Origin of the sequence: Streptomyces sp. A0642 (assembly GCF_004795105.1) — a bacterium.
Taxonomy (GTDB): Bacteria; Actinomycetota; Actinomycetes; order Streptomycetales; family Streptomycetaceae; genus Streptomyces.
The window spans coordinates 70351-95006 of sequence record NZ_SSBL01000020.1; the positions used below are offsets into that span (position 1 = coordinate 70351).

The following is a 24656-nucleotide window of genomic DNA, read 5'->3' on the forward strand; positions in this document are numbered from 1 at the left end:
GCGCTTTCCAAGTACGAGAATTCGGGTGCGCATGGCATTGACCCTCTCTCCGACGCACTCGACGTGTCAAGTGGGTGGGACGGGCGTCTCAGCATGTGAACCGGCGAGGAGGGGGACGGAGCCGCCCGCCAGGACCGGCTGGGCGGCCGGACTGCCGGGCACGGGGAACTCGCCGCGGACCAGGGCGCGGCGCAGCCGGTACTCGTCCAGCGGCCCGGAGAAGGCCATGCCCTGGCCGTGCGTGCAGCCCATGGCGCGCAGTGCGAGGACCTGTTCCGGGACGTCGACGCCGTCGGCCACGGACTGCATGCCGAGGTCGCAGGCGATCCGCAGCAGTCCGCTGGTGATCTTGTGCAGCCGGGCGGACTCGACGACGCCCTCCACCAGGCCGCGGTCCAGTTTCAGCACGTCGACGGGGAGCCGGCGCAGGGCGTTGATCGCGGCGTAGCCACTGCCGAAGCCGTCCAGCGCGATCCGTACACCGAGGCGCCGCAGGGCCACCAGGCGCTGCTCCAGCTCGTCGAAGGAGACCCGGGGGTCGCTGTCGGTGACCTCGATCATCAGGGCACCGGAGGGCAGCCCGTAGCGCGTCAGCAGCGCTTCGACGGAGCCGAACGGCGCCCCCTTGTCGAGCAGCCTGCGGGCCGAGAGCCGGACGGCGACGGAGACCTGGTGGCCGGCCCTCGCGCGGTCCGCGGCCTGTTCGACGGCCTCTTCGAGGAGCCAGCGGCCCAGCTCCGCGGTGCGGTCGCTGTCCTCGGCGACACTGAGGAACTCGGCGGGCGTGAAGAGGATGCCCTGGGCGGAGCGCCAGCGGGCCTGCGCGGCGACGGCGGCGACGGTGCCGGTCGCGAGGTGGACGACGGGCTGATGCAGCAGCGAGAACTCGCCGTCCCGCAGGGCGGTGCGCAGCCGGGCCGCCAGCTCGGAACGGCGCACCACCTCGGCCTGCATCTGCGGGGCGTACAGCTCGACGCGGTCCTTGCCGCCCGCCTTGGCGCGGTACATGGCCAGGTCGGCGTTGCGCATGAGGTCGTTCAGGGTGGTGCCGGGCTCGGCGAAGGCGACGCCGATCGAGGCGGTGACCCTGACCTCGCCGGCGCCGATGCGGTAGGGCTGGGAGAGCGTGAGGCGCAGCCGGTCGGCGATCTCGTGGACCTGGTACTCACGGGCCGCGTGGTCGCGTCCGCCGTCGCCGACGATGAGGGCGGCGAACTCGTCCCCGCCGAGGCGCGCGGCGGTGTCCCCCGCCCGGACGGACTCCTGGAGGCGGCGGGCCGCCTGGATGAGGAGTTCGTCGCCCGCCTGGTGGCCGAGCCGGTCGTTGGCCGCCTTGAAGCCGTCCAGGTCGATGAAGAGCACGGCGGTGCCCGCGTCGCCCGCCCGGCGGCCGCCGAGGGCCCGGCGGACCCGGTCGGTGAAGAGCGCGCGGTTGGGCAGGTCGGTGAGCGGGTCGTGCTCCGCGTTGTGCTGCAACTGGGCCTGCAGGCGGACCCGTTCGGTCACGTCCCGGCTGTTCAGGATCAGGCCGCCCTGGTGGCGGTTGACGGTGGACTCGACGTTCAGCCATTCACCGGTGCCGGAGCGGAAGCGGCACTCGATGCGCGTGGTGGGTTCCTCGGCGGGCGGGGCGGCCAGGAATCTCCGCACTTCGTGGACCACCCGGCCGAGATCATCGGGATGGATGATCGAGGAGAGCTCGGCGCCGACGAGGTCCTCCGCGTCACGCCCGTAGACGCCGGCGGCGGCGGGGCTGACGTAGCGGAGTATGCCGGTCGGGGCGGCGATCATGATGACGTCGCTGGAGCCCTGGACCAGGGAGCGGAAGTGGTTCTCCTTCTGCGCCAGTTCCTGGGTGAGGGCGATGTTGTCGACGAGCATGATGCCCTGCCGCACCACCAGCGCGAGCACCACCGCGCACCCGGTGAAGACCACGACGCGGTCCACCCGGCGGCCCTCGATGACGTTGTACAGGATGCCCAGGGTGCAGACCGCGGCGGCGAGATACGGCGTCAGCGCGGCCAGCGAGCCGGAGATGGGGCGGCTGGTGGTGCGGGCCGCGGGCCTCTGCCGGTCGGTGTCGTCCTCGTCACGGGTGACGCCCCAGGGGGCGTAGGCGAGGAGCAGCGAGCCGGCGAACCAGCCGGCGTCGAGCAGCTGGCCCGAGCGGTAGCTCTGGCGCAGCAGCGGCGAGGTGAACAGCGCGTCGCACAGGACGGTGAGGGCGAGGGCGGCGATCGCGGTGTTCACCGCGGCCCGGTTGACGCTGGAGCGCCGGAAGTGCAGCGCGAGCACCATGGAGACGAGGACGATGTCGAGCAGCGGGTAGGCGAGCGAGAGCGCCGCTCGGGCGACGCTGGCCCCCTCGACGTCCGCCACGTGCGCGGTGTGGGCGAGGGCGAGGCTCCAGGAGAGCGTGAGGAGCGATCCGCCGATCAGCCAGGAGTCGAGAACCAGGCAGAGCCAGCCGGCCCGGGTGACGGGGCGCTTGGCGAGGACGAGCAGCCCGACGATGGCGGGCGGCGCGAAGCAGAGGAAGAAGAGATCGGCCAGGGACGGGCTGGGCACCTGGACCTCGCGCACGCACTCGTACCAGCCCCATACCGCGTTGCCCGCCGCGGCCATCAGGGAGGAGAGCGAGAACAGCAGCCAGGCCGGCCGGGCGCTGCTGTCCGCGGAGCGCGCGAACAGGAAGCAGGAGACGGCGGCGACCAGGGCGGCCGCGCTGAGGCCGAAGTCCCCCATGAACAGGGCGAGTCGGTCCGATCCCCAGCCGACGGTCGCACCGACCGCGTATCCCCCGCAGACGAGGCCGAGGAGAAGCCGCGGCACCACCGCGGGCGCCCGGCCCACGGCCGGCCGGCGGGCCGGGAATGCTCCTCGGGCGCTCGCGGGCGCGCTCACCGGGGTGCCCCCGATGCCGCCCGGCGGCTGCGGCGCCGTCGCGCCTGACGCACCGTCGGCAGCCGCCGGCCGCCCCGCCGTGTCGGATCGTTCGCCCATCGGCCGTACATCGCCCGTCGCCCCCCTCGCGTGTGGCTTCCTCCCCGCGCCGCCCCTGCCACGGCGCAGCCCCCCTTTCGGGACGATACACCAGACTCGTCACAGAGGGACATAGTTCCTCTACTCTCCGTGACAACCTGCCGAGTTGTCGCCACGGAGTGGTACGTGACGTGCCCGTACCGTGTTCAGCCGGTGGTCCGCACGACGTTGTGCACCGGATCCCCCGCCGCGAAGCGGGTGAGCTGTCCGGCGAGCAGACGCTTGGCCCGAGGCAGGAACGCCGACGTGCTGCCGCCGACGTGCGGGGTGATGAGGACGTGGGGAGCATGCCAGAGGGGATGGCCGGCGGGGAGCGGTTCGGGGTCCGTGACATCGAGCGCCGCGTGCAGCCGCCCGGACTCGAGTTCGGACAGCAGGGCCTTGGTCTCGACGACGCCGCCGCGGGCCACGTTCACCAGCAGCGCCCCGTCCCTCATCGCGGCGAGGAACTCCGCCCCGACCAGCCCTTGCGTGGACGGGTTCAGCGGGGTGGACAGAACGACGATGTCGGCCTCGGGCAGCAGTGCGGGCAGGTCGTCGAGCGTGTGTACGGGGCCGCGTGCGGTGGTCCGTGCGGAGCGCGCGACGCGCGCCACCCGCGCGCACTCGAAGGGCGCGAGCCGGTCCTCGATGGCGGAGCCGATCGACCCGTAGCCGACGATCAGCACGGACTTGTCGGCGAGGGCCGGGTAGAAGCCGGACCGCCACTCCTCGGCGTCCTGGCCGTGCACGAACCCGGGGAACCCGCGGAGCGAGGCGAGGATCAGCGCGAGGGTGAGTTCGGCGGTGGACGCCTCGTGGACCCCCTTGGCGTTGCACAGCCGTACGCCGGCGGGCAACAGGCCCAGGCCCGGCTCGACATGGTCGATGCCCGCGGAGAGCGTCTGGACGACCCGGACCCCCCTCATGCCGCCGAGCGGACGGACCGCGACCGCCGGCCCCTTCATGTAGGGGACGACGTAGAAGGCGCAGTGCGCAGGGTCGGCGGGGAAGTCCTGCCCGCCGTCCCAGAAGCGGTAGTTGAACCCGTCGGGGAGCCCCTCGATCTCATCGGCTTCGAAGGGCAGCCACACGTCGGGGGCATCGGCGGAATGCGTGGTGTAAGTCATGGTCAGGAGGCTATGCGAAGCCCGGTGGGGCGCAGAGGTTAGTTTTGGGGGTGCGGTACGAAGAAGGGTTCGGGGAGTTGGAGCGCAGAAGTCTCGGTGCGGCGGCGCTCGCCGTGGGTGCGGTCGGCCTCGGCTGCATGCCGATGAGCTGGGCGTACGGCGCTTCGCGGCAGCGTGGTGACGAGGCGTTGCGCGCGGTGCACGCGGCGCTGGACGCGGGGGTGGACCTGCTCGACACCGCCGACATGTACGGGCCGTTCACCAACGAGCTGCTGGTCGGGCGCGCGTTGAAGGGGCGCCGTGAACAGGCGTTCCTCTCCACCAAGTGCGGTCTGCTGGTGGGCGATCAGCACATCGTGGCCAACGGCCGCCCCGGCTACGTGCGGCGGGCCTGTGACGCCTCGCTGCGGCGGCTCCAGACGGATGTGATCGATCTCTACCAGCTCCACCGGGCCGATCCCGAGGTGCCCGTCGAGGAGACCTGGGGCGCGATGGCGGAGCTGGTGACCGCGGGCAAGGTGCGGGCGCTCGGGCTCTGCGCGGTCGGTGCCAGGGCCGCCCGCAGGCCCGGAGCCCGGACGCACGACGAAACGATCCGGCAACTGGAGCGGGTGCAGCAGGTCTTCCCGGTGAGCGCGGTGCAGGCGGAGCTCTCCGTGTGGTCCCCCCAGGCGTTGGAGGCGCTGGTGCCGTGGTGCGCGGCGCGCGGTGTCGGGGTGCTGGCCGCGATGCCGCTGGGCAGCGGATACCTGACGGGCACGCTCACTCCGGGGGAGGGCTTCGAACCGGAGGATCTGCGGGCCAGGCATCCGCGGTTCACCGCCGAGATCATGGCGGCGAACCAGCCGCTGGTGGTGGGGCTGCGGCGGATCGCGGAGCGGCACGGGGCGACACCGGCGCAGGTGGCGCTGGCCTGGGTGCTGCGGCAGGGGCCCCAGGTGGTTCCGGTGCCGGGGACCAAACAGGCGCGGTGGGCCGTCGAGAACGCGGGGGCGGCGGGCGTGGAGCTGACTCCTCGGGACCTGACCGAGATCGACGGGCTTCCCGCCGCACGCGAGTCGTGGGACTGAGCGCCCGTACACCGGCCTCGGCGTGTGAAGTTTGATCGCCGAGCGAGAAAGTCCCCGGGCTTCGGGAACCCCGGGCCCGGCCGCGGTGTAAGAACAGGGGACAGGCGGTCGTCGAAGGGGTCGGTGCTGTGCGCGGTGCGAGGTTCGGATCTGTGCGGGAACCGGTGGGGCGTCGCGCGGCGCCCCCCGGGAGCGGTCGCGGTGCGCGGCGAGGTGCGCTGGCCGTGCTGGCGGCCGGCGCCCTGATGCTCGCCGCGGGGTGCTCCTCGCAGGAGGGGGCCGAGAGCACCGCGGGCCAGGGGGCGAGCTCACCGGCCGGTTCTCCCGCGGCTCCGTCGAACGGGACGGCCTCGCCGTCCACGTCGCCGTCGGCCTCGCGTCCTGCGGCCGATCTGCCGCCGGCGAAGGGCTCGGTGAAGGTGGTGTCGACGCTCACGCAGGGCCTGGACTCCCCCTGGGGTCTCGCGGAGCTGCCGGACGGCGATCTGCTGGTGTCCTCCCGCGACAAGGGGACGATCACCCGCATCGACGCGAAGAGCGGGAAGAAGACGCTGCTGGGCACCGTGCCCGGGGTGGCGGCGGCGGGCGAGGGCGGACTGCTCGGCCTCGCGGTCTCCCCCGACTACGGCACGGACCACCTCGTGTACGCCTACTTCACCACCGCATCCGACAACCGCATCGCCCGCATGCTCTACGACGAGGACGGCACGACCCCCGGTCAGCTGCTGGGCGCCCCCGACACGATCCTGCGGGGCATCCCGAAGGGCGCCATCCACAACGGCGGCCGGATCGCCTTCGGGCCGGACCGCATGCTGTACGCGGGCACGGGCGAGACGGGGGACGACGGTCTCGCGCAGGACGAGAAGTCCCTCGCGGGCAAGATCCTGCGGATGACGCCGGACGGCGAGCCGTTGCACGGCAATCCCCGGGCCGACTCCGTGGTGTATTCGTCCGGTCACCGCAATGTGCAGGGCCTGGCCTGGGACGGGCACAAACAGCTGTGGGCGTCCGAGTTCGGCCAGGACACCTGGGACGAGCTGAACCGGATCGTGCCGGGCGGCGACTACGGCTGGCCGGAGGCCGAGGGCAAGGCGGGCAAGGCGGGTTTCGTCGACCCCGTGGCACAGTGGAAGACGTCCGAGGCGTCCCCGAGCGGTATCGCCTTCGTCAAGGGTTCGATCTGGATGGCCGGTCTGCGGGGTGAGCGGCTCTGGCGGATCCCCCTGTCCGGTACGGCGGACAAGGAGCCTCTTGCGGCCCCCCAGGCATTCCTGAACGGCACGTACGGCCGTCTGCGCACCGTGCTCGCGGCGGGCGGCAACAGGCTCTGGCTCGTCACGAGCGAGACGGACTCGCGGGGCACCCCGAAGCCGGGAGACGACAGGATCCTGGTGGTCGAGGTGCGTTAGCGGCTACAGCGGCGGAAGGGTGCGCGGCCCGTGTTCAACTTCTTCGAGGAACTCTTCGCACCCGGTCGCAAGCACGCCGCCGAGGAGCGGAAACGGCTGGAGCTGACCCGCGTGGACCTCGGCGTCGGCGACCCCTCGCGGGGCCCCATCGACCTGAGCTCCGGCAAGGTCGTGGTCCGCCGCCGCGACGAGGACCCGGACCCCGGGGAGGCGGACGGGGACCGCGACGGCACGGACGACGGCGAGGCGGGCGGAGCCGGATCCCGCGGTGACGTAGCCGGTGCGGGCGCCGAGGACCACGGCGCCGGGGCCTGACCTTGCCGGGGGCCGCCCGGACGGTCGCGCTGTCCCGCAGTTCCCGGTGGATCAGCGCGCGGCGTCGGACGCGGTGCATCGCAGGCGGAGAGGCGCCCGCATACCGAATGTACTCGGGCATTTCAACAACGGGGCGAGGTGCCTTAGCTGTCGTCGCGCGCCCGCCAGGAATTGCGGACCAGCCCTCAGGAGTCCTTCGGCATCCGGTACAGCCGCAGCCGGTGGGCGAGGGCGGCGGCCTCGCCGCGGCCGGAGACGCCGAGCTTGGCCAGGATGTTGGAGACGTGGACGCTCGCGGTCTTGGGTGAGATGTAGAGCTCCTCGGCGATTCTGCGGTTGGTGTGGCCGGCGGCCACAAGCCGGTGGACGTCCTGCTCGCGGGGGGTCAGCCCGAAGGACTCCACCGCGGCCGCCGCCGCGGCCCGCAGCTGTTCCTCGGCGTGGTCCTGGCCGTCCGGCTCGTCGCCGTCCGCGACGGTCACGGCCACCGGGAGCGCGTCGGCGGAGCCCGGCGCGGTGCCGGGGTCGGTGAGCGGGATGCGCGCGCGGCCCGCGAGCAGTTCGATGGTCTCGGTCAGCGGGCGCGCCCCGAGCTGCCGGGCGGTGCCGTGGGCCTCGCGCAGCAGGGTGGTGGCCGCGGCCCGGTCGCCGGAGGCGATGAGGAGGGCCTCCGCCCAGCGGTGGCGGATCTGGGCGAGTTCGTACGGGCGGTGCAGGGGGGCGAACGCCTGGGCGGCGCGGGACCAGTGATCCGGGGTGTCGAGGCCCTCGGCCCGCGCCAGTTCGGCGTCTATCAGCACTCCGTAGGCGGCCCATACGGGGACGAGCGCCGGAAGCCGCTTGAGATGGCTGCGGACGAGCGCGAGGACCGCCGGCCTGCCGGGTTCGGTGGCGGGCAGCCCCCGGGCGTCCGCCTCCGCCGCCGCGACGACGTGCAGCAGCGGGAACGCGTACCGCTGGGTGCCGGGCGGGAACCCCTGTTCCGCCTGCGCCTCGAAGGCCGCCCGCGCCTCGGGCAGGGCCCCCTGCTGGACGGCGATGGCGATGGTGTGGCGGACGATGTTGACGAAGTGCTGCGGCTGCCGGTCGTTGGATCCGAAGTTTCTCCGGCACAGGGCGAGTTGCCGTTCGGCCTCGGCGAGGTCCCCGCGGGCCAGGGCCACTTCGGTACGGCGTGCGGCCACCAGGGCCTGCGACTTCCGGGAGAGTGCGGTACGGGCGGCGGCCTCGGTCGTGGCCAGGGCCTCGTCCCAGCGGCCGAGGGAGAACAGCGACATCGCCTGGTTCGTACGGGCCCAGGACTCCATGTCCGCGACGCCGTGGCTGTGGCAGATCTCGATCCCGTGGTCGGCCGCGGCCACCGCCTCCAGCGACCGGCCGACGGCTTCGAGCGTGGAGGGGAGGTTGATGCTGGCCCGGCCTATGACGCCCACGAGGCACAGTTCCTCGGCCCGGTCCCGTGCGGCGTATATCTCGGCGATGCCCTCGTCGACGGCTCCGGCGTCTGCGTTCAGCCAGCCTCGGGTGAGCCGTGCGTGCAGCTCGATGTACTCGTTGCCGATCAGCCGGGCGTACTCCACGGCCCGTTCGGCGGCGGCGAGGGTGTCGGGCCCGGGCCGGTGCAGCGCGCCCCAGCCGGCCACACTCGTCAGGACGTCCGCGTGCACGGCCGACGGCGGCAGGCCCCGGACCAGTTCCTCGGCGGTGGCCAGTTCCTCCCAGCCGTCGCCCCGGGTGAGGTCCTGGACCAGTCGGGAGCGCTGGACCCAGAACCAGGCGGCGCGCAGGGCGTCGTCCTCGCCCTCCAGGACGCGCAGGGCCTTCTTGCAGAGCATGAAAGCCCGTTCGCGCTCGCCGCCGAAGCGGGCCGCGACGGTGGCCTCGGCCATCAGATCGAGATGGCTCAGCGGCCTGGAGCCGTCGCGGCCGCAGGCCGGGTAGACCTCGGCGTAGTCGAGGGGGCGCAGGGTGCGGAGCACTTCCGCGGGCGTGTCGTCCCAGAGCTCCATCGCCCTTTCCAGCAGCCGCAGTTGCTCGGCGTAGGCGTTGCGGTGGCGCGCTTCGACCGATGCTTTCAGCACGGCGGGCAGGGCCTTGGCGGGGTCGTGCGCCCCGTACCAGTAGCTGGCCAGGCGCGTGGCCCGCTCCCCGTCGCGGACGAGGGTGGGGTCGGCCTCCAGGGCCTGGGCGTAACGCCGGTTGAGCCGGGAGCGTTCGCCGGGGAGCAGATCGTCGCTGACCGCTTCCCGCACCAGGGAGTGCCGGAAACGGTAGCCGTTGCCCTCCGGGGTCGTGAGCAGGAGATTGGCGCCGACCGCACCGCGCAGGGCCTCGATCAGCTCGTCCTCGGTAAGACCGGCGACGGCGGCCAGCAGTTCGTACTCGACGGCGGAGCCGCCCTCGGCGATGATCCGGGCGACCTTCTGGGCATCCTCGGAGAGGGCCTCGACGCGTACCAGAAGGAGATCGCGCAGGGAGCCGGGCAGCCCGGCCCCGTCACCGCACTCCAGACTGCAGGCGAGCTCCTCGACGAAGAAGGCGTTTCCGTCGGACCGCTCGAATATCTCGTCCACCAGGGCGGGTTCGGGCGTGCCCGCGAGAATGCCGGTGAGCTGGCGGCGCACTTCGGCCCGGTTGAACCGGGAGAGCTCGATGCGGCGGACCGTACGCAGCCGGTCCAGCTCGGCCAGCAGGGGGCGCAGCGGGTGGCGGCGGTGGATGTCGTCGGCGCGGTAGGTGCCGATGACGACGAGGCGGCCGCTGCGCAGCGTGCGGAAGAGATAGGCGAGCAGGTGCCTGGTGGAGGAGTCGGCCCAGTGCAGGTCCTCCAGCACGAGCACGACGGTGCGGTCGGCGGAGATGCGCTCCAGCAGCCGGGCGGTGAGCTCGAAGAGGCGGGCGGTGCCGTGTTCGTCGGCGGCGTCCCGGCCGGTCTCGCCGAGTTCGGGAAGGAGCCGGGCCAGCTCGCCCTCCTGGCCCGCGCAGGCGGCGGCCATCTCCTCGGGCAGGGTGCGGTGCAGGGCGCGCAGGGCGGTGGAGAAGGGGGCGTACGGCAAGCCGTCCGCCCCGATCTCCACGCAGCCGCCGACGGCGACGACGGCCGCACGGCGGACCGCGACCGCGAGGAACTCCTCGACCAGACGGGTCTTGCCGACGCCGGCCTCGCCGCCGACGAGGAGCGCCTGCGGCTCGCCGCCACCGCCGGCGCGGGCGAGCGCGTCGGTGAGCGCGGTGAGTTCAGCTGCGCGGCCGACGAACACGGGACTGACTGACCTGGTCTCCACGTCGCCGAGCATCGCACACGGGTCCGACACCGCGGAGCCCGGAAGCCGGACAGGCACGGCCGTCCGTCCCTACGCGGCGTGCGCGAACCGCTCCCGGCCCCTGTCCGCACTCACCGTCCTCTCGCGTTCCTGGCGGGCGGAGACGCGGGCCGCCTTGCGGGCCCGGCGGGCCTCGCGGACGAGCCGCTCGTTGTCGGCGCGGCGGACGAGTTCGGCGGCCATGATCTTGTGGAGTTCCAGCTCGTACATGTGATGCCCCCTGGAGACGGGCCCGTCGGGCCTCGGTGGCGGCAGTGTTTCTGCCGTGCCACCACTGTCGTCCCCCAGGGGGTGGTGCCGCATCGGGCGAGTTCCGCATCTGTGGCGGGCGGGGGCCTTAGGGAGGGGCTCGGGCCACCGCACGGCCCCGCCCGGGACCCCCGCGCATGCCTTAGGCCGGGCCTCAGGGCGGCGTACGGGGCAGCGAAGCCCCCTCACCGGCCGGGCGCCATGGGTCCTAACCCGCCGTGGCCGGTGCCGTCGGCAGGGGGACGATGAGGTCGAAGTACATGCACACGGCGAGCAGTACGCCCAGCCCGGCGAGGGCGAGGCCCCCCTTGGCCACCGCGCGGATCCAGCCCGGCTGCGGGTGCGCGGACGGCGTGCCGAACGCCGGACGGACCAGGACGTACACGCCGACGAGCAGCGCGAGCAGGCCGAAGAGGCCGTTGACCAGCGCGGTGGCGTGCCAGGCGTCGCCGTAGATCTCGGAGATCTGCTGTGCGGCCGAGCCTCCGGACGAGGTCTTCATCTGCCCTGTCAGCGTCTCGCGCTCGGCGGCGACCCGGCCGCTCCAGGCGCCGGTCAGGGAGACGATGCCGAGTCCGGCGGTGACGACGGCCGCGGCGCCGGTGGCGAGGGCGGAGGACCGCTCCTCGTCCGACTCGTCGAGGTCCTGGTCCGGGCCGAGGTCCTGGTCCTCGTCGAGGTCCTGGTCCTGATCCGGGTCGGCGCCGGGCTCCGGGGCCGTCTTGTCGAGCCGCGTGGCCGGCGCCTCGGGCACGCCGGCGTCGGCGACGGTCTTCTCCGTGGCGGTGTCGGTGGTGGTGTCGCCCTCGGCGACGGGAGCGGTGGGAGTAGTGGGGGTGGTGGAGTTCATCTTCCGCACGCTAGGTGCGGCAGATGAGAACCCGCTTAACGCCCGCCCCGCACCGGTCGGTGACCTCACGCACTCCAGGTGGCACGGGCGCCCCGCACGGTCAGTGCACCCGCTGCGGGGCCGCCACGGCCTCGTCCTCCACGGCCCCGCCCGCGTACGCCGCCGGGATGTTCGCTCGCGGGGCCCCGCAGCCGGGCGGTTCGATGCTGATGCGCGGCAGCCGCCGGTCCAGCCACCCGGGCAGCCACCAGTTCGCGCCGCCCAGCATGTGCATCAGGGCGGGGACCAGCAGGGTGCGCAGGACGAACGCGTCGAGGGCCACGGCCGCGGCGAGCGCGATGCCGAACATGGCGATGACCCGGTCGCCGCTGAGCACGAAGGCGAGGAAGACGGAGATCATGATCACGGCCGCCGAGTTGATCACCCGGCTCGTCTCGGCCAGCCCGACCCGGACCGCCCGCCGGTTGTCCCCGGTCTCCAGCCACTCCTCGTACATCCTGCCGACAAGGAACACCTGGTAGTCCATGGACAGCCCGAAGAGCACGGACACCATGATCACCGGCAGGAACGGCTCGATGGGGCCGGAGCTGCCCAGACCCAGCAGTTCGCTCCCCCAGCCCCACTGGAAGACCGCCACCACGACGCCGAACGAGGACGCCACCGCCGCCACGTTCATCACGGCGGCCTTCAGCGGGATGCCCACCGATCTGAAGGCCATCAGCAGGAGCAGGCAGCCGAGTCCCACGACGACGCCGATGAAGAGCGGGAGCTTGCCGATGACGACCTGCGCGAAGTCGTCGTAGCTGGCCGTCACACCGCCCACATGGGCCCGGAGCGAGGTGTTCTCGGACACCTTCGGCAGGACGTCCGTCCGCAGCCGGTCCACCAGTTCGCTGGTCTGCCGGGACTGCGGCGCCGAGTCCGGGACGACGGTGACGTACGCGGTGTCGCCGCTGGAGTTGTACGTCACCGGGTAGGCCCAGGAGACCCCGTCGGTGGCGCGCAGCGTCGCGGGCAGGGTGTCCATCGCGAGCCGGTCGTCCGCGCCGTCCAGGTGCGCGGCGACGGTCAGCGGGCCGTTGACGCCGGGGCCGAAGCCGTCGGCGAGCAGGTCGTACGCCTGCCGGGTGGTCGAGGACCCCGCGTTGTTGCCCTGGTCGGAGCTGCCCAGGTGGAGCGAGAAGGTGGGGAGGGCGAGGGCCAGCATCACGGCGGCGGCGAGGGCGCCGAGGAGTTTGGGGCGCCGCTCCACGAAGGCGGCCCAGCGGGCGGCGAAGCCCGTGGCCGGCTCCGGCTGCGGGCCGTGCGCGGCCAGCCGTCTGCGCTCCCGACGGCTCAGCGCCCGCATGCCGATGAGGGACAGCAGCGCGGGCAGGAGGGTCACGGAGGCGGCGACGGTCAGGACGACGGTGAGCGAGGCGGCGACGGCGACGCCGTTGAGGAAGCTCAGCCGCAGGATGAGCATGCCGAGCAGCGCGATGCAGACGGTGGCCCCGGCGAAGACGACGGCCCGCCCCGTGGTCGCGACCGCGTGCTGCGCCGCCTCGGGTACGGTCATGCCGCGCCGCAGCCCTCTGCGGTGCCGGGTGACGACGAAGAGCGCGTAGTCGATCCCGACGCCGAGCCCGACGAGCATGCCGAGCATGGGCGCGAAGTCGGCGACGGTCATCAGGTGTCCGAGCAGCGTGATGCCCGCGTACGCCGTGCCGACCGAGACGAGGGCGGTGGCGATGGGCAGCAGGCTGGCGGCGAGCGAGCCGAAGGCGAGGAAGAGCACGACGGCGGCGACGGCCACCCCGACGGCCTCGCTGAGGTGGGCGGCCGGCGCCTCGGTGAGGGCTATGGCGGAGCCGCCCAGTTCGACCCGGAGGTGCTCGCCCGCGGCGGCCTTCGCCGTGTCGACGACGGCGTGGACCTGGCCGACGGGCACGTCGTCCGCCTGCCGGTCGAAGGTGACGGTGGCGTAGGCGGTGTGCCCGTCGGCGCTGATCTGTCCGGATCCGGCGTCCGTGTACGGCCCGGTGACGGCTCCCACGCCGGGCAGCCGTTCGACGGCGTGCAGGGTGGCGGTCATCTTCTGGGTGACGTCGGCGGCCCGCACGGTGGAGTCGTCGGTGTGCCAGACGATGGTGTCGGTGTCCCCGCCGAGGTCCGTGAAGCCGTCCTTCAGCAGTCCGGCCGCCCGCCCGGACTCGGTTCCCGGGGCCTCGTAGTCGTTGGAGTACGCGGAACCGGCGAACCCCGCCGCGGCCGCCGTGCCGCCGAGGGCGAGCAGCCAGACGAGGACGGCGAGGAGCCGGTGCGTGACGCACCAGCGGGCGATGGCAGCCAAGGGACGTGCTCCCTGCGGGTTCGTGGTCTCCACGGAGGTTCGGCAGAACCGTCCGCGCGAGAACGCATGACCTTGAGAACCGCCACTCTGACAGCGAACTGTGATCATTTGCCCGTTTCGTGGCCTTAGTCACATGGATCGGATCCACATATGAGCGACATGAGCACCGCCGTACGGCGGGGGGCGCACGCCCGGCGCCTCAGCGGGCGCACGAGCGCCCGGCCGTGCTCCCGGGCCGCGTTCCCGGGGCGCGCTCCGGCCGGAAAGGGGCCGCCCCGGAGGCCGGGCCCCCTGCTCGCCGTTGACCGGGAAAGGGTGGTCCCGGATATCTTATGAGCCGTCAATTACCGCGCCTTGGGGGATGAGTTGAGCAGCGCGACGCACCACATCGGACCGGATGCGACACCTGACAGATACCGCCTGCTCAACTCCATCGGACGGGGCGGCGAGGCCGTCCTCTACCGGGCCGAGATAGAGCTCGACGGGGCGCCCGAGACCGTGGTCGTGAAGGTCCTGGACTCGAAGACCACGATCACCATCGAGCAGTTCCAGCGCCTCAGCGCGAAGTGGCGGGAGCAGGCGGAGCTGCTGCGGTTCGTGCACCGGCCCGGCGTCGTCGGCGTACGCGAGCACTTCGAGGGGCCGCCGATCCACAGTGCAGGGGACGCCTCGACCGCTGCCGGGCGGGCCCTGGTCCTGGTCATGAACCATGTGGACGGCCTCGACCTGCGGGACTGGCGGGCCGAGCGGACCCTCGCCGGTCACGCCGAGCGCCGGGAGGTGCTGCGGACGCTCGAACAGCTCGCGGACGTCCTGGACTGGCTGCACTCGGGCCGGGCCACGCCGTCCGGGCGCACCGTCGTCCACGGCGACCTGTCCCCCGGCAACGTGATGGTCGACGAGCACGGCCAGGCCACGCTCGTCGACTTCGGGCTGAGCAAGCTGACCGCGGACCACCAGACGGCAGAGGTCTGGTTCACCCCCGGCTACGCGGCCCCCGAGGTCTTCGAGGGCAAGCGGACGCCGAACACCGACCGGTACGCGTTCGGCGCGATCGCCTACTTCCTGCTCAGCGGCCAGGCCCCGCCCAGCACCCCCGAACAGCTGCGCGCCGCTCTGCGCGCGCTCCCCCAGGTGGCGGCCGCTGCCCCCGAGCGCCGCGAGCGCATCCTGTCGGTCTGCGCGGCGGAACCGGACGGGCGGCCGGAGAACCTGTCCGCGTGGGTGAAGGACGTGCGCTCTGCGGTGGTGTCGACGACGACGGCCGGCCCCTCCGCGCGGGACGGCGTGGCCGCCGAGTCCGTGCGGGACACGCCACGTGCCGTCCCGCCGCCACCGCTGCCGCCGCCGCCCGGGCGGCCCCCGCAGTCGGCCGGGGGCCAGGCGCCGCCGCCCTCCGGGCCCGCACTTTCCTCCGGCGGGCCGTCCGGGCCCGCCCCCTCGTCCGGCGGCCCGGTGTCGCCGCCGGCCTTCCCGCCGCCGATCACCGCCTCCTCCGAGCCCGGGGTGGCGCCGCCCACCACGGTGAACCCCCTGGGGGCGCCGCCGGATCCCTCCGGGCCGCAGCAGGCCGTGCGACAGGAAGCGCCGTTCCCGACGCAGCCGGACGGCGCGGCGAATCCGGCGCCTGCGGTGAAGAAGCGCCGGCCGGTCCTCGTCCCCCTCCTCTCACTCGCCCTGGTGGCCTCGCTCGCCACGATCGGCATCCAGGCCCTGCGTTCGGGTGACGACGAGAAGGGGGACGGCAAGGCGGCGAGGGCGACGCCCACCGTGACCGTCACGACCACGGCGCCCGCCGAGCAGGCCGACGGCCCGGGGAGCGGGCCCAGCGCCTCACCCGACGCGTCGGAGGGGACCGGCAAGCCGCCGGAAGCCGCCTCGGTCGACCACAAGTCGCTCACGACGCTGGAGCCCGTCGCCTCCGGCGGTTTCGCCGACCTGGCCGTCGGGAGCGGCACGCTGAACAGCAAGTACTACGACACGGCCCTGGTGCCGGACGGCACCGAGGAGGAGTGCAGCGGCTCCGCCGAGTACAACCTGAGCCGCGAGTGGAAGACCCTGAGCCTGGTCGCGGGCGTCGACGACAACTCGTCGGACAAGGCCGCCCGGCTCACCATCGAGCTCGACGGCGAACCCGGTTACACCGGGGAGGTGTTGCTGGGGAAGCCGAAGACCATCTCCGTGCCGGTCACCGGCGTGCTCCGGCTGAGCATCTCGTACGCGGACCCCGGCGACAACTGCACCATGGGTGATCTGGTCCTGGGCGCGCCGACGCTCAAGAAGTAGCGCCGTCGCGCGATCTGCGCGAAGGGGCGGTGCGTCCGGCTGGAGAACCGGACGCACCGCCCCTTCGGGTGCCTGCGCGGAGGACTCAGCCCTCGACGCCGAGCTTCTCCAGGATCAGTTCGCGCACGCGCGCCGCGTCCGCCTGGCCACGGGTGGCCTTCATGACGGCGCCGACGAGCGCACCGGCGGCGGCGACCTTGCCGCCCCGGATCTTGTCCGCGATGGCGGCGTTGCCCGCGATGGCCTCGTCCACGGCCGTGGACAGCGCGCCCTCGTCGGACACGACCTTCAGGCCGCGCTTCTCGACGACGGTGTCCGGGTCGCCCTCGCCCGCGAGCACGCCCTCCAGCACCTGACGGGCCAGCTTGTCGTTGAGATCGCCGGAGAGGACGAGTTCGGCCACCCGGGCGACCTGGGCGGGCGTCACACCGAGCTCGTCGAGGCTCCGGCCGGTCTCGTTGGCGTTACGGGCGAGCTCGCCCATCCACCACTTGCGGGCCTGGTCCGACGGGGCGCCCGCCTCGGTCGTGGCCACGATCAGGTCGACCGCGCCCGCGTTGAGGATGGACTGCATGTCGTGCTCGGAGACGCCCCACTCCTCCTTGAGCCGGGCGCGGCGCAGCCGCGGCAGCTCGGGAAGCCCCTTGCGGAGCTCCTCGACCCACTCCCGGGCCGGGGCGACCGGCACCAGGTCGGGCTCGGGGAAGTAGCGGTAGTCCTCGGCGTTGTCCTTGATGCGGCCGGCCGTGGTGGAGCCGTCCTCCTCGTGGAAGTGCCGGGTCTCCTGCACGATCGTGCCGCCCGAGTTCAGCACCGCGGCGTGGCGCTGGATCTCGAAGCGGGCGGCCCGCTCGACGGAACGCAGCGAGTTCACGTTCTTCGTCTCGGAGCGGGTGCCGAACTCCTCGCGGCCGTGCGGGCGCAGCGACAGGTTGACGTCGCAGCGCATCTGGCCCATCTCCATGCGGGCCTCCGAGACGCCGAGCGCCTTGATGAGCTCGCGGAGCTCGGCGACGTACGCCTTGGCGACCTCGGGGGCACGCGCGCCCGCTCCCTCGATCGGCTTGGTGACGATCTCGATGAGCGGGATGCCCGCGCGGTTGTAGTCGAGCAGGGAGTGGGACGCGCCGTGGATACGGCCGGTGGCGCCGCCGACGTGCGTCGACTTGCCGGTGTCCTCCTCCATGTGGGCGCGCTCGATCTGCACCCGGAAGATCTCCCCGTCCTCCAGCTGGACGTCCAGATAGCCGTCGAAGGCGATCGGCTCGTCGTACTGGGAGGTCTGGAAGTTCTTCGGCATGTCCGGATAGAAGTAGTTCTTCCGGGCGAAGCGGCACCACTCGGCGATCTCGCAGTTCAGCGCGAGGCCGATCTTGATGGCGGACTCGACGCCGACCTCGTTCACGACCGGCAGGGCGCCGGGCAGCCCGAGGCAGACGGGGCAGGTCTGCGAGTTGGCGTCCTGCTTGAGCTCCGTGGAGCAGCCGCAGAACATCTTGGTCTTGGTGCCGAGCTCGACATGGACTTCGAGGCCCATGACGGGGTCGTACGTCGCGAGGGCGTCCTCGTACGACTCCAGGTCAATGACAGTCACGATGAAACTTTCCCTCTCAGCCCAGCAGGACGTCGTCGTCGCCGAGACGCTTGAGCTCGCGGTACAGGATCGCGAGTCCGGTGACGATCGCGGCGGCGGATACGGCGGCGTCGATCAGCCGCAGCGTGTCGTTGTCCTGGCGGGCCATCCGCGCCTGCTTGACGACGCTGAGCGCGCCGAAAGCGGTGGTGCCCAGGGACACGTACACGCCGGACTTGGACTTCTTGAAGTTCTTGGCCTTCTTAGCCATGGCACTCATAGCGACGGAGCCTCCTCAAGCAGCGGGTGCCCCCACCTTTCCACGAACGCGGCCTCGACGGCGGCTCCGACCTTGTACAGCCGGTCGTCCTTCATGGCGGGGGCGATGATCTGCAGTCCGACCGGCAGGCCGTCCTCCGGCGCGAGGCCGCAGGGCAGCGACATGGCGGCGTTGCCCGCCAGGTTGGTCGGAATGGTGCACAGGTCAGCGAGGTACATCGCCATCGGGTCGTCGGCGCGCTCGCCGATCGGGAAGGCGGTGGTGGGCGTCGTCGGCGAGACGATGACGTCCACCTGCTCGAACGCCTTCTCGAAGTCCCGCGTGATGAGCGTACGGACCTTCTGCGCGGACCCGTAGTACGCGTCGTAGTAGCCGGAGCTCAGCGCGTACGTACCGAGGATGATCCGGCGCTTGACCTCGTCGCCGAAGCCGGCCTCGCGGGTGAGCGCGGTGACGTCCTCGGCGGACTTGGTGCCGTCGTCGCCGACCCGCAGGCCGTAACGCATGGCGTCGAAGCGGGCCAGGTTCGAGGAGCACTCGGACGGCGCGATGAGGTAGTACGCCGAGAGGCCGAGGTCGAAGGACGGGCAGTCCAGCTCGACGACCGTGGCGCCGAGCGACTTCAGCAGCTCGACCGACTCGTTGAAGCGCTGGACGACACCGGCCTGGTAGCCCTCGCCCGAGAACTGCTTCACGACGCCGACGCGCATGCCCTGTACGGAGCCGTTGCGCGCGGCCTCGACGACCGGCGGGACCGGGGCGTCGATGGACGTCGAGTCGAGCGGGTCGTGCCCGGCGATGGCCTCGTGCAGCAGGGCCGCGTCCAGGACCGTACGGGCGCAGGGGCCGCCCTGGTCGAGGGAGGACGAGAAGGCCACCATGCCGTAGCGCGAGACGCCGCCGTAGGTGGGCTTGACGCCGACGGTGCCGGTGACGGCGGCGGGCTGGCGGATGGAGCCCCCGGTGTCCGTGCCGATGGCGAGCGGGGCCTCGAACGACGCGAGGGCCGCCGACGAACCGCCGCCGGAGCCGCCCGGGATGCGGGTGAGGTCCCACGGGTTGCCGGTCGGGCCGTAGGCGCTGTTCTCGGTGGAGGACCCCATGGCGAACTCGTCCATGTTGGTCTTGCCGAGGATGACGACGTCGGCGGCCTTCAGCCGCTTGGTGACGGTCGCGTCGTACGGCGGGACCCAACCCTCGAGGATCTTCGAACCGACGGTGGTCGGCATGTCCTCGGTGGTGAAGATGTCCTTCAGCGCGAGCGGGACGCCGGCCAGCGGGCCGAGCTTCTCGCCGGCCGCCTTCTTGGCGTCGACGGCGCGTGCCTGCGCGAGGGCGCCCTCGCGGTCGATGTGCAGGAAGGCGTGGACCTTCTCGTCGACGGCTTCGATCCGGGCCAGGTGCGCCTCGGTGACCTCGACGGCCGTGAGCTCGCCCGAGGCGATCTTCGCGGCGATCTCGGCGGCGGTGAGCTTGATGATGGTGCTGATGTCCGTCATGACTTTTAGTCCTCCCCCAGGATCTGCGGCACCTTGAAACGCTGCTGCTCCTGGGCCGGGGCGCCGGAGAGCGCCTGCGCGGGGGTGAGCGACGGACGGACCTCGTCCGCCCGCATGACGTTGGTCAGCGGCAGCGGGTGGGAGGTCGGCGGTACGTCTTGGTCGGCGACCTCGGAGACGCGGGCGACCGCGCCGATGATGTCGTCGAGCTGACCGGCGAAGTGATCGAGCTCTTCGCCCTTCAGCTCCAGACGCGCCAGCCGGGCGAGGTGGGCGACCTCCTCGCGCGTGATGCCAGGCATGCAGCGATCCTCAGGGGTTGGTGTGTGGTTGTGGCTGGGCCGGCGCCACGGTTCCACCGTCCGTCCGAAGGACGGGCCGCGCGGCGTGGTGCGTGCGATCGCAAGGCGCCGGAGCACCCTCGTGGCGGAGCCACGTGGGCGTTTCGGCAACGCGGCGAGCGTGCGTGCCAGGCGTCGCGCGGCAGGTGGAAATGTGCCGCCGGCCCCCAATCCTATGGGGTCGCCCGGACCGGCTACGGCCAACCGTGGAAGACCCGCCCGGCGCCCGGGGACAAAGCCGACGCCGGCGCCGTCGAGCAGCCCCTCGTGGGGTCCCCCCATGCCCTTCGGGCCCTGGGGGAGATCGAGGACGCAACGGCCACCGGGCTCCTCGCCGCGGCCCGCCCTACGTCGTCGCGGGCCGCGAGTCGATCGTCCGCCCGGACGGCCGCTGCTCCAGCTCGGGCGTCACCTTGGCGGCGGCCCCGGCGCTCGCGGCGGCGGCCGCCGCGGCAGCCGCGGCCAGCTCCGCCGGCCGCCGCCACCCGTGCTCGCCGCGCGCCCGCAGCCACGCGGTCGTCTCCTGGGGCGGCATCGCGGCCGCCACCAGCCACCCCTGCACCGCGTCGCAGCGCAGGTCCCGCAGCCGCTCCCAGGTCTCGTCGTCCTCGACGCCCTCGGCGACCACCAGCAGGCCGAGCGAGTGGGCCAGGTCGATCGTGCAGCGGACGATCTCCGCGTCCTCGTGGTCGATGGCGAGCCGGGCGACGAACGACCGGTCGATCTTGAGCTCGCTGACCGGCAGCCGGCGCAGGTGGACGAGCGAGGAGTAGCCCGTACCGAAGTCGTCCAGGGACATCTTCACGCCGTGTCCGGTGAGGCCGGCCAGCGTGTCCGCCGCTCGCTGCGGGTCTTCCAGGAGCACGTGTTCCGTTATCTCCAGCTGCAGCGCGGCGGCCGGGACGCCGTGCCGGGCCAGCCGGGCCGCGACACCGCCCGCGAACCCCGGGGTGTGTACGTCGCGCGGGGACACGTTGACCGCGACGGGGACGAAGAGACCCTGCGCCCGCCACCGGGCCACCTGGGCCAGGGCCGTCTCCAGGACGTACTCCGTGAGGTGCGGCATCAGCCCGGACGACTCGGCTATGGCGATGAACTCGTCCGGGGGGACCCTCCCCCGCTCCGGGTGCACCCAGCGGACCAGCGCCTCCAGGCCGGCCACCTGGCCGTCGAAGCGGACCTTCGGCTGGTAGTGCAGTTCCACCTCGCCGGCGTCCAGCGCGCGCCGCAGATCGCCGAGGAGGCCGAGCCGGTCCGGGGTGTTGCTGTCGCGCTTCGACTCGTACACCTCCACGCCCGTCCGGTCCCGCTTGGCCTGGTACATCGCCACGTCCGCACGCCGGAGCAGCCCCTCCGCGTCCAGCGCGTGGTCGGGGTGGACGGCGACGCCGGCACTGGCCTCCAGCACCAGCGTGAGTCCGTCGAGGTCCAGCGGCGAGGAGAGTGCGGCCACCAGATGGCGGGCGACCCGCTGGGCGCTGGTCGTGGAGTCCGCGGTCGGCAGCAGGACCGCGAACTCGTCCCCGCCGAGCCTGGCCGCCTCCGCGCCGCGCGGCAGGGCGAGCCGCAGCCGGTCCGCGATCTGCAGCAGCAGCCGGTCCCCGGCGAGGTGGCCGAGGGTGTCGTTGACCGCCCGGAAGCGGTCGAGGTCGATCAGGACGAGGCCGACCCGGGTGCCGACGCTCTCGGCCTCCTCCAGAGCCGTCCAGGTCCGTTCCAGCAGCCACTGCCGGTTCGGCAGCCCGGTCAGCGGGTCGCGCAGCTGCTCCTCGGCGCGGGCGCGGGCGATCCAGAGGGTGGAGTCCAGCGCGACCAGCGGGACCGCGAAGAGGGGCAGCAGGACGGGCAGGGCCATCGCGACGACACAGATCAGCGGAGCGATCCCGAGGAGTGCGACGGCGACGAGTCCCTGCCGCAGGAGCGCGGTGCGGGCGACCGTGGGCATTCCGCCGCCCTGCGGGGACCGGGCGTACCACAGCAGGACCCGGGTGACGAGCAGATACGTGGAGGCCGCGAGCAGGACCTCCGGGACGGCGTCGATGCCCCAGTCGAGTGGCTGCCAGGGCGACTCGACGGTCTGCACCTCGCCGAAGGCCGCCAGGACCAGCGCGGCCGCGCCCACGCCGAGGATGTCCACCGCCCCGTGCAGCAGCCCCTGCCGCCAGCGGTGCCGGCGGGCCACGCCCACGAGCACCACCACGACCAGGCTGACCAGGCCCGCGGGCACCCAGCCGTACAGGAGCAGCACCGCGAGGGTGAGGGCGGCGCCCGAACCGGTGCCGCCCCACCAGCGGTCGCGGCCGAGCGCGACCAGGTGACCGACGATGATCCCGGTGAGGACGGCGAGCGACCAGCCGGCCGTCTCGTCCGGGAAGAGGGCGTGCCCACTGCTCAGGGTCCGGTAGAAACCGGCCGCCAGCTGCACCGTGGCGAGGGCCACGACGACCGCGCCGACCTTGGAGGTGAGGCCGGCGAAACCTTGCAGCCGCGACACCGGTGCGGCGTTCTCGGTCGGTTTCATTCCGTCCCTCTCACAGCCGGCGGTGCCGATATCACCTGATGGTTCCGTTGCGTGCCACCACGCCCCCGCCGGCCCGTGGGCGGGTACGGCAGGCGCGTCTTCCCACAGTAGGCCGCCGAAGGGCTCCACGGGCAGCGGTCTGCCGCTCTTGCCCGAATGCAAACCGACCACCCGTCAGCATCTGCTATGCGCCGTTGGGGTGAATCCGACGGTGCGTCACCCCTTCCCCACCCCGCGCCGTCCGGTACGGTCCCCGCCGGCGCCCCCCTACTCCTCCCCGGGCGTGACGGCGGCCTCGCGCGCCGCGTCGGGGCCCTCGTCGAGCAGCACCGCGAAGCCGTCCTCGTCGAGCACGGGCACCTTCAGCTGCATGGCCTTGTCGTACTTCGACCCGGGGTTGTCGCCGACCACGACGAAGGAGGTCTTCTTCGAGACAGAACCGGTGACCTTCGCCCCGCGGCTCTGGAGGGCCTCCTTCGCGCCGTCCCTGGTGTGCCTGCTCAGAGTGCCCGTGACGACGACGGTGAGTCCTTCGAGCGGCCTCGGCCCCTCCTCCTCGCCCGCGCCCTCGTCCTCCATCCGGACCCCGGCCTCCCGCCACTTGCCGAGGATCTCGCGGTGCCAGTCCTCGGCGAACCACTGCTTGACCGAGGCGGCGATGATCGGCCCGACCCCGTCGGCGTCGGCGAGCTCCTGCTCCGTGGCCTCCTCGATCCGGTCCATGGACCGGAACTGGCGGGCCAGCTCCCGCGCCGCGACCGGCCCGACGTGGCGGATGGAGAGGCCCGTGAGGATCCGGGCCAACGGGGCCTTCTTCGCCTCGGCGATGGCCTCCAGCATGGCGAGGGCGTTCTTCTTGGGTTCGCCCTGCTGGTTGGCGAACACCAGGGCGGTCTTCTCCTCACCGGTCTTCGGGTCCCGCTTGGGCAGCCCGCTGTCCGGGTCGAGCACGTAGGCGCGGATGGGCAGCAGCTGCTCGACGGTCAGCCCGAAGAGATCGCCCTCGTCGCGCAGCGGCGGGTCGACGGGCTCCAGCGGCCGGGTCAGCGCGGCGGCGGCGACGTAGCCGAAGTGGTCGATGTCCAGGCACTTGCGGCTCGCGAGGTAGGCGACCCGCTCCCGCAGCTGCGCCCGGCAGGTGCGCGCGTTGGGGCAGCGGACGTCGACATCGGCCTCCTTCATGGGCTTCAGCTCCGTCCCGCACTCGGGGCAGTGCGTGGGCATGACGAACGCCCGCTCGGTGCCGTCACGGAGGTCGGCGACCGGGCCGAGGATCTCCGGGATCACGTCGCCGGCCTTGCGGAGCACGACGGTGTCGCCGATCAGGACGCCCTTCGCCCGGACCACGTTCTGGTTGTGCAGGGTGGCGAACTCGACCTCGGAACCCGCCACTTCGACCGGCTCGACCTGGGCGTACGGGGTGACGCGGCCGGTGCGGCCCACGCCGACGCGGATGTTGAGCAGCTTGGTGTTGACCTCCTCCGGCGCGTACTTCCAGGCGATCGCCCAGCGCGGGGCGCGGGAGGTGGAGCCGAGCCGGCCCTGGAGCGGGATCTCGTCGAGCTTGACGACGACGCCGTCGATCTCGTGCTCCACGGAGTGCCGGTGCTCGCCGAAGTACGCGATGAACTCCCTTACCCCGTCGAGGGAGTCCACCACCCTGTTGTGCTTGGCGGTGGGCAGTCCCCACGCGTGGAGCAGCTCGTAGGCGTGCGAGAGGCAGTCGATGTCGAAGCCCTCGCGGGCGCCGATGCCGTGGACCACCATGTGCAGCGGCCGGGTGGCGGTGACCTTGGGGTCCTTCTGGCGCAGCGAACCGGCCGCCGCGTTGCGCGGGTTGGCGAAGGGTTTGTCGTCGGCCTCCACCAGCCGGGCGTTCAGCTCCTCGAATCCGTCCATCGGGAAGAAGACCTCGCCCCGGATCTCGACGAGCTCCGGGATCCGGTCGCCCTTCAGCCGGTGCGGGATCTCCGCGATCGTGCGGACGTTGGGCGTGATGTCCTCGCCGGTGCGGCCGTCGCCGCGGGTCGCGGCCCGGGTCAGCAGGCCGTGCTCGTAGGTGAGGTTCACGGCGAGGCCGTCGACCTTCAGCTCGCACAGGAAGTGGTAGCCCGTGGCGCCGACGTCCCGGGCGACCCGCTCGCCCCAGGCGGTCAGCTCCTCGTCGTCGAAGGCGTTGTCCAGGGACAGCATCCGCTCGCGGTGCGCGACGGACGTGAACTGCGTCCGGTAGGGCCCCGCGACCTTCTGGGTCGGCGAGTCGGGGGTGCGCAGCTGCGGGTGGGCCTCTTCCAGGCCCTCCAGCTCACGCATCAGCCGGTCGAACTCCGCGTCGCTGACGACCGGCTGGTCGTTCACGTAATAACGGAAGCGGTGCTCCTCGATCTGCTCGGCGAGGAGCTTGTGCCTCTCCTGCGCCTCCGCTGGCACCGCGGTCTGCTGTTCGCCGGCCATCGT

General features: G+C 72.6%; 16 protein-coding genes. 4 read left to right on the top strand and 12 right to left on the bottom strand.

Annotated elements, in window-relative coordinates; genetic code table 11:
- Window positions 1-66: 66 nt before the first annotated feature.
- Window positions 67-3003 carry an EAL domain-containing protein gene (locus tag E6R60_RS27330; protein ID WP_136329343.1) on the bottom strand — a complete coding sequence of 979 codons (2937 nt, stop codon included), beginning with the start codon at window positions 3001-3003 and terminating at the stop codon, window positions 67-69.
- A gap of 185 nt (window positions 3004-3188) precedes the next feature.
- A complete protein-coding gene (locus E6R60_RS27335; RefSeq protein WP_136329344.1) occupies window positions 3189-4151 on the bottom strand; it encodes a 2-hydroxyacid dehydrogenase in 963 nt (320 codons plus the stop codon).
- A 113-nt stretch (window positions 4152-4264) separates the two neighbouring features.
- Here E6R60_RS27335 and E6R60_RS27340 point away from each other — a divergent pair, with 113 nt between their 5' ends.
- The 3 genes from E6R60_RS27340 to E6R60_RS27350 all read left to right on the top strand — a co-directional run bounded on the left by E6R60_RS27340 (window position 4265) and on the right by E6R60_RS27350 (window position 6945).
- The gene (locus E6R60_RS27340) at window positions 4265-5221 is read left to right on the top strand and encodes an aldo/keto reductase (protein ID WP_206309531.1); all 957 of its coding nucleotides are present in this window, start codon (window positions 4265-4267) and stop codon (window positions 5219-5221) included.
- Window positions 5222-5439: 218 nt separating this feature from the next.
- Window positions 5440-6630: a PQQ-dependent sugar dehydrogenase gene (locus E6R60_RS27345; protein ID WP_136329402.1), complete on the top strand. Its 1191-nt coding sequence runs from the start codon at window positions 5440-5442 to the stop codon at window positions 6628-6630.
- Window positions 6631-6660: 30 nt separating this feature from the next.
- Window positions 6661-6945: a DUF6191 domain-containing protein gene (locus tag E6R60_RS27350; protein ID WP_136329346.1), complete on the top strand. Its 285-nt coding sequence runs from the start codon at window positions 6661-6663 to the stop codon at window positions 6943-6945.
- Between the two features lie 185 nt (window positions 6946-7130).
- Here E6R60_RS27350 and E6R60_RS27355 read toward each other — a convergent pair whose 3' ends face one another.
- From E6R60_RS27355 to E6R60_RS27370, 4 genes are all read right to left on the bottom strand, one after another.
- Complete coding sequence (locus tag E6R60_RS27355; protein WP_206309533.1) at window positions 7131-10241, bottom strand: helix-turn-helix transcriptional regulator; 3111 nt, start codon at window positions 10239-10241, stop codon at window positions 7131-7133.
- Window positions 10242-10298: 57 nt separating this feature from the next.
- On the bottom strand, window positions 10299-10478 hold the full coding sequence (locus E6R60_RS27360) for a hypothetical protein (protein WP_136329347.1): 180 nt from the start codon (window positions 10476-10478) through the stop codon (window positions 10299-10301).
- A 247-nt stretch (window positions 10479-10725) separates the two neighbouring features.
- The gene (locus E6R60_RS27365) at window positions 10726-11367 is read right to left on the bottom strand and encodes a hypothetical protein (protein WP_206309528.1); all 642 of its coding nucleotides are present in this window, start codon (window positions 11365-11367) and stop codon (window positions 10726-10728) included.
- Between the two features lie 100 nt (window positions 11368-11467).
- Window positions 11468-13699 carry an MMPL family transporter gene (locus tag E6R60_RS27370; RefSeq protein WP_240802698.1) on the bottom strand — a complete coding sequence of 744 codons (2232 nt, stop codon included), beginning with the start codon at window positions 13697-13699 and terminating at the stop codon, window positions 11468-11470.
- A gap of 366 nt (window positions 13700-14065) precedes the next feature.
- On the opposite strand from E6R60_RS27370, the gene E6R60_RS27375 reads away from it, so the two are divergent.
- Window positions 14066-15985 (top strand): protein kinase, encoded by a 1920-nt coding sequence (locus E6R60_RS27375; RefSeq protein ID WP_136329349.1) that lies wholly within the window; start codon window positions 14066-14068, stop codon window positions 15983-15985.
- A gap of 85 nt (window positions 15986-16070) precedes the next feature.
- Here the strand turns inward: E6R60_RS27375 and gatB are convergent, their stop codons facing one another.
- From gatB to ligA, 6 genes are all read right to left on the bottom strand, one after another.
- On the bottom strand, window positions 16071-17579 hold the full coding sequence (gatB, locus tag E6R60_RS27380; RefSeq protein WP_136329350.1) for an Asp-tRNA(Asn)/Glu-tRNA(Gln) amidotransferase subunit GatB: 1509 nt from the start codon (window positions 17577-17579) through the stop codon (window positions 16071-16073).
- 16 nt (window positions 17580-17595) lie between these two features.
- On the bottom strand, window positions 17596-17838 hold the full coding sequence (locus tag E6R60_RS27385) for a hypothetical protein (RefSeq protein WP_136329351.1): 243 nt from the start codon (window positions 17836-17838) through the stop codon (window positions 17596-17598).
- A complete protein-coding gene (gene gatA / locus E6R60_RS27390) occupies window positions 17835-19337 on the bottom strand; it encodes an Asp-tRNA(Asn)/Glu-tRNA(Gln) amidotransferase subunit GatA (RefSeq protein ID WP_136329352.1) in 1503 nt (500 codons plus the stop codon). The genes E6R60_RS27385 and gatA overlap by 4 nt, the downstream gene beginning before the upstream one ends.
- A 5-nt stretch (window positions 19338-19342) precedes the next feature.
- On the bottom strand, window positions 19343-19639 hold the full coding sequence (gatC, locus tag E6R60_RS27395; RefSeq protein WP_003966094.1) for an Asp-tRNA(Asn)/Glu-tRNA(Gln) amidotransferase subunit GatC: 297 nt from the start codon (window positions 19637-19639) through the stop codon (window positions 19343-19345).
- Between the two features lie 385 nt (window positions 19640-20024).
- Entirely contained in the window at window positions 20025-22199 is a 2175-nt protein-coding gene (locus tag E6R60_RS27405; RefSeq protein ID WP_136329353.1) for a bifunctional diguanylate cyclase/phosphodiesterase, read from the bottom strand.
- A gap of 267 nt (window positions 22200-22466) precedes the next feature.
- Entirely contained in the window at window positions 22467-24653 is a 2187-nt protein-coding gene (gene ligA, locus E6R60_RS27410; RefSeq protein WP_136329354.1) for an NAD-dependent DNA ligase LigA, read from the bottom strand.
- Window positions 24654-24656 lie beyond the last annotated feature (3 nt).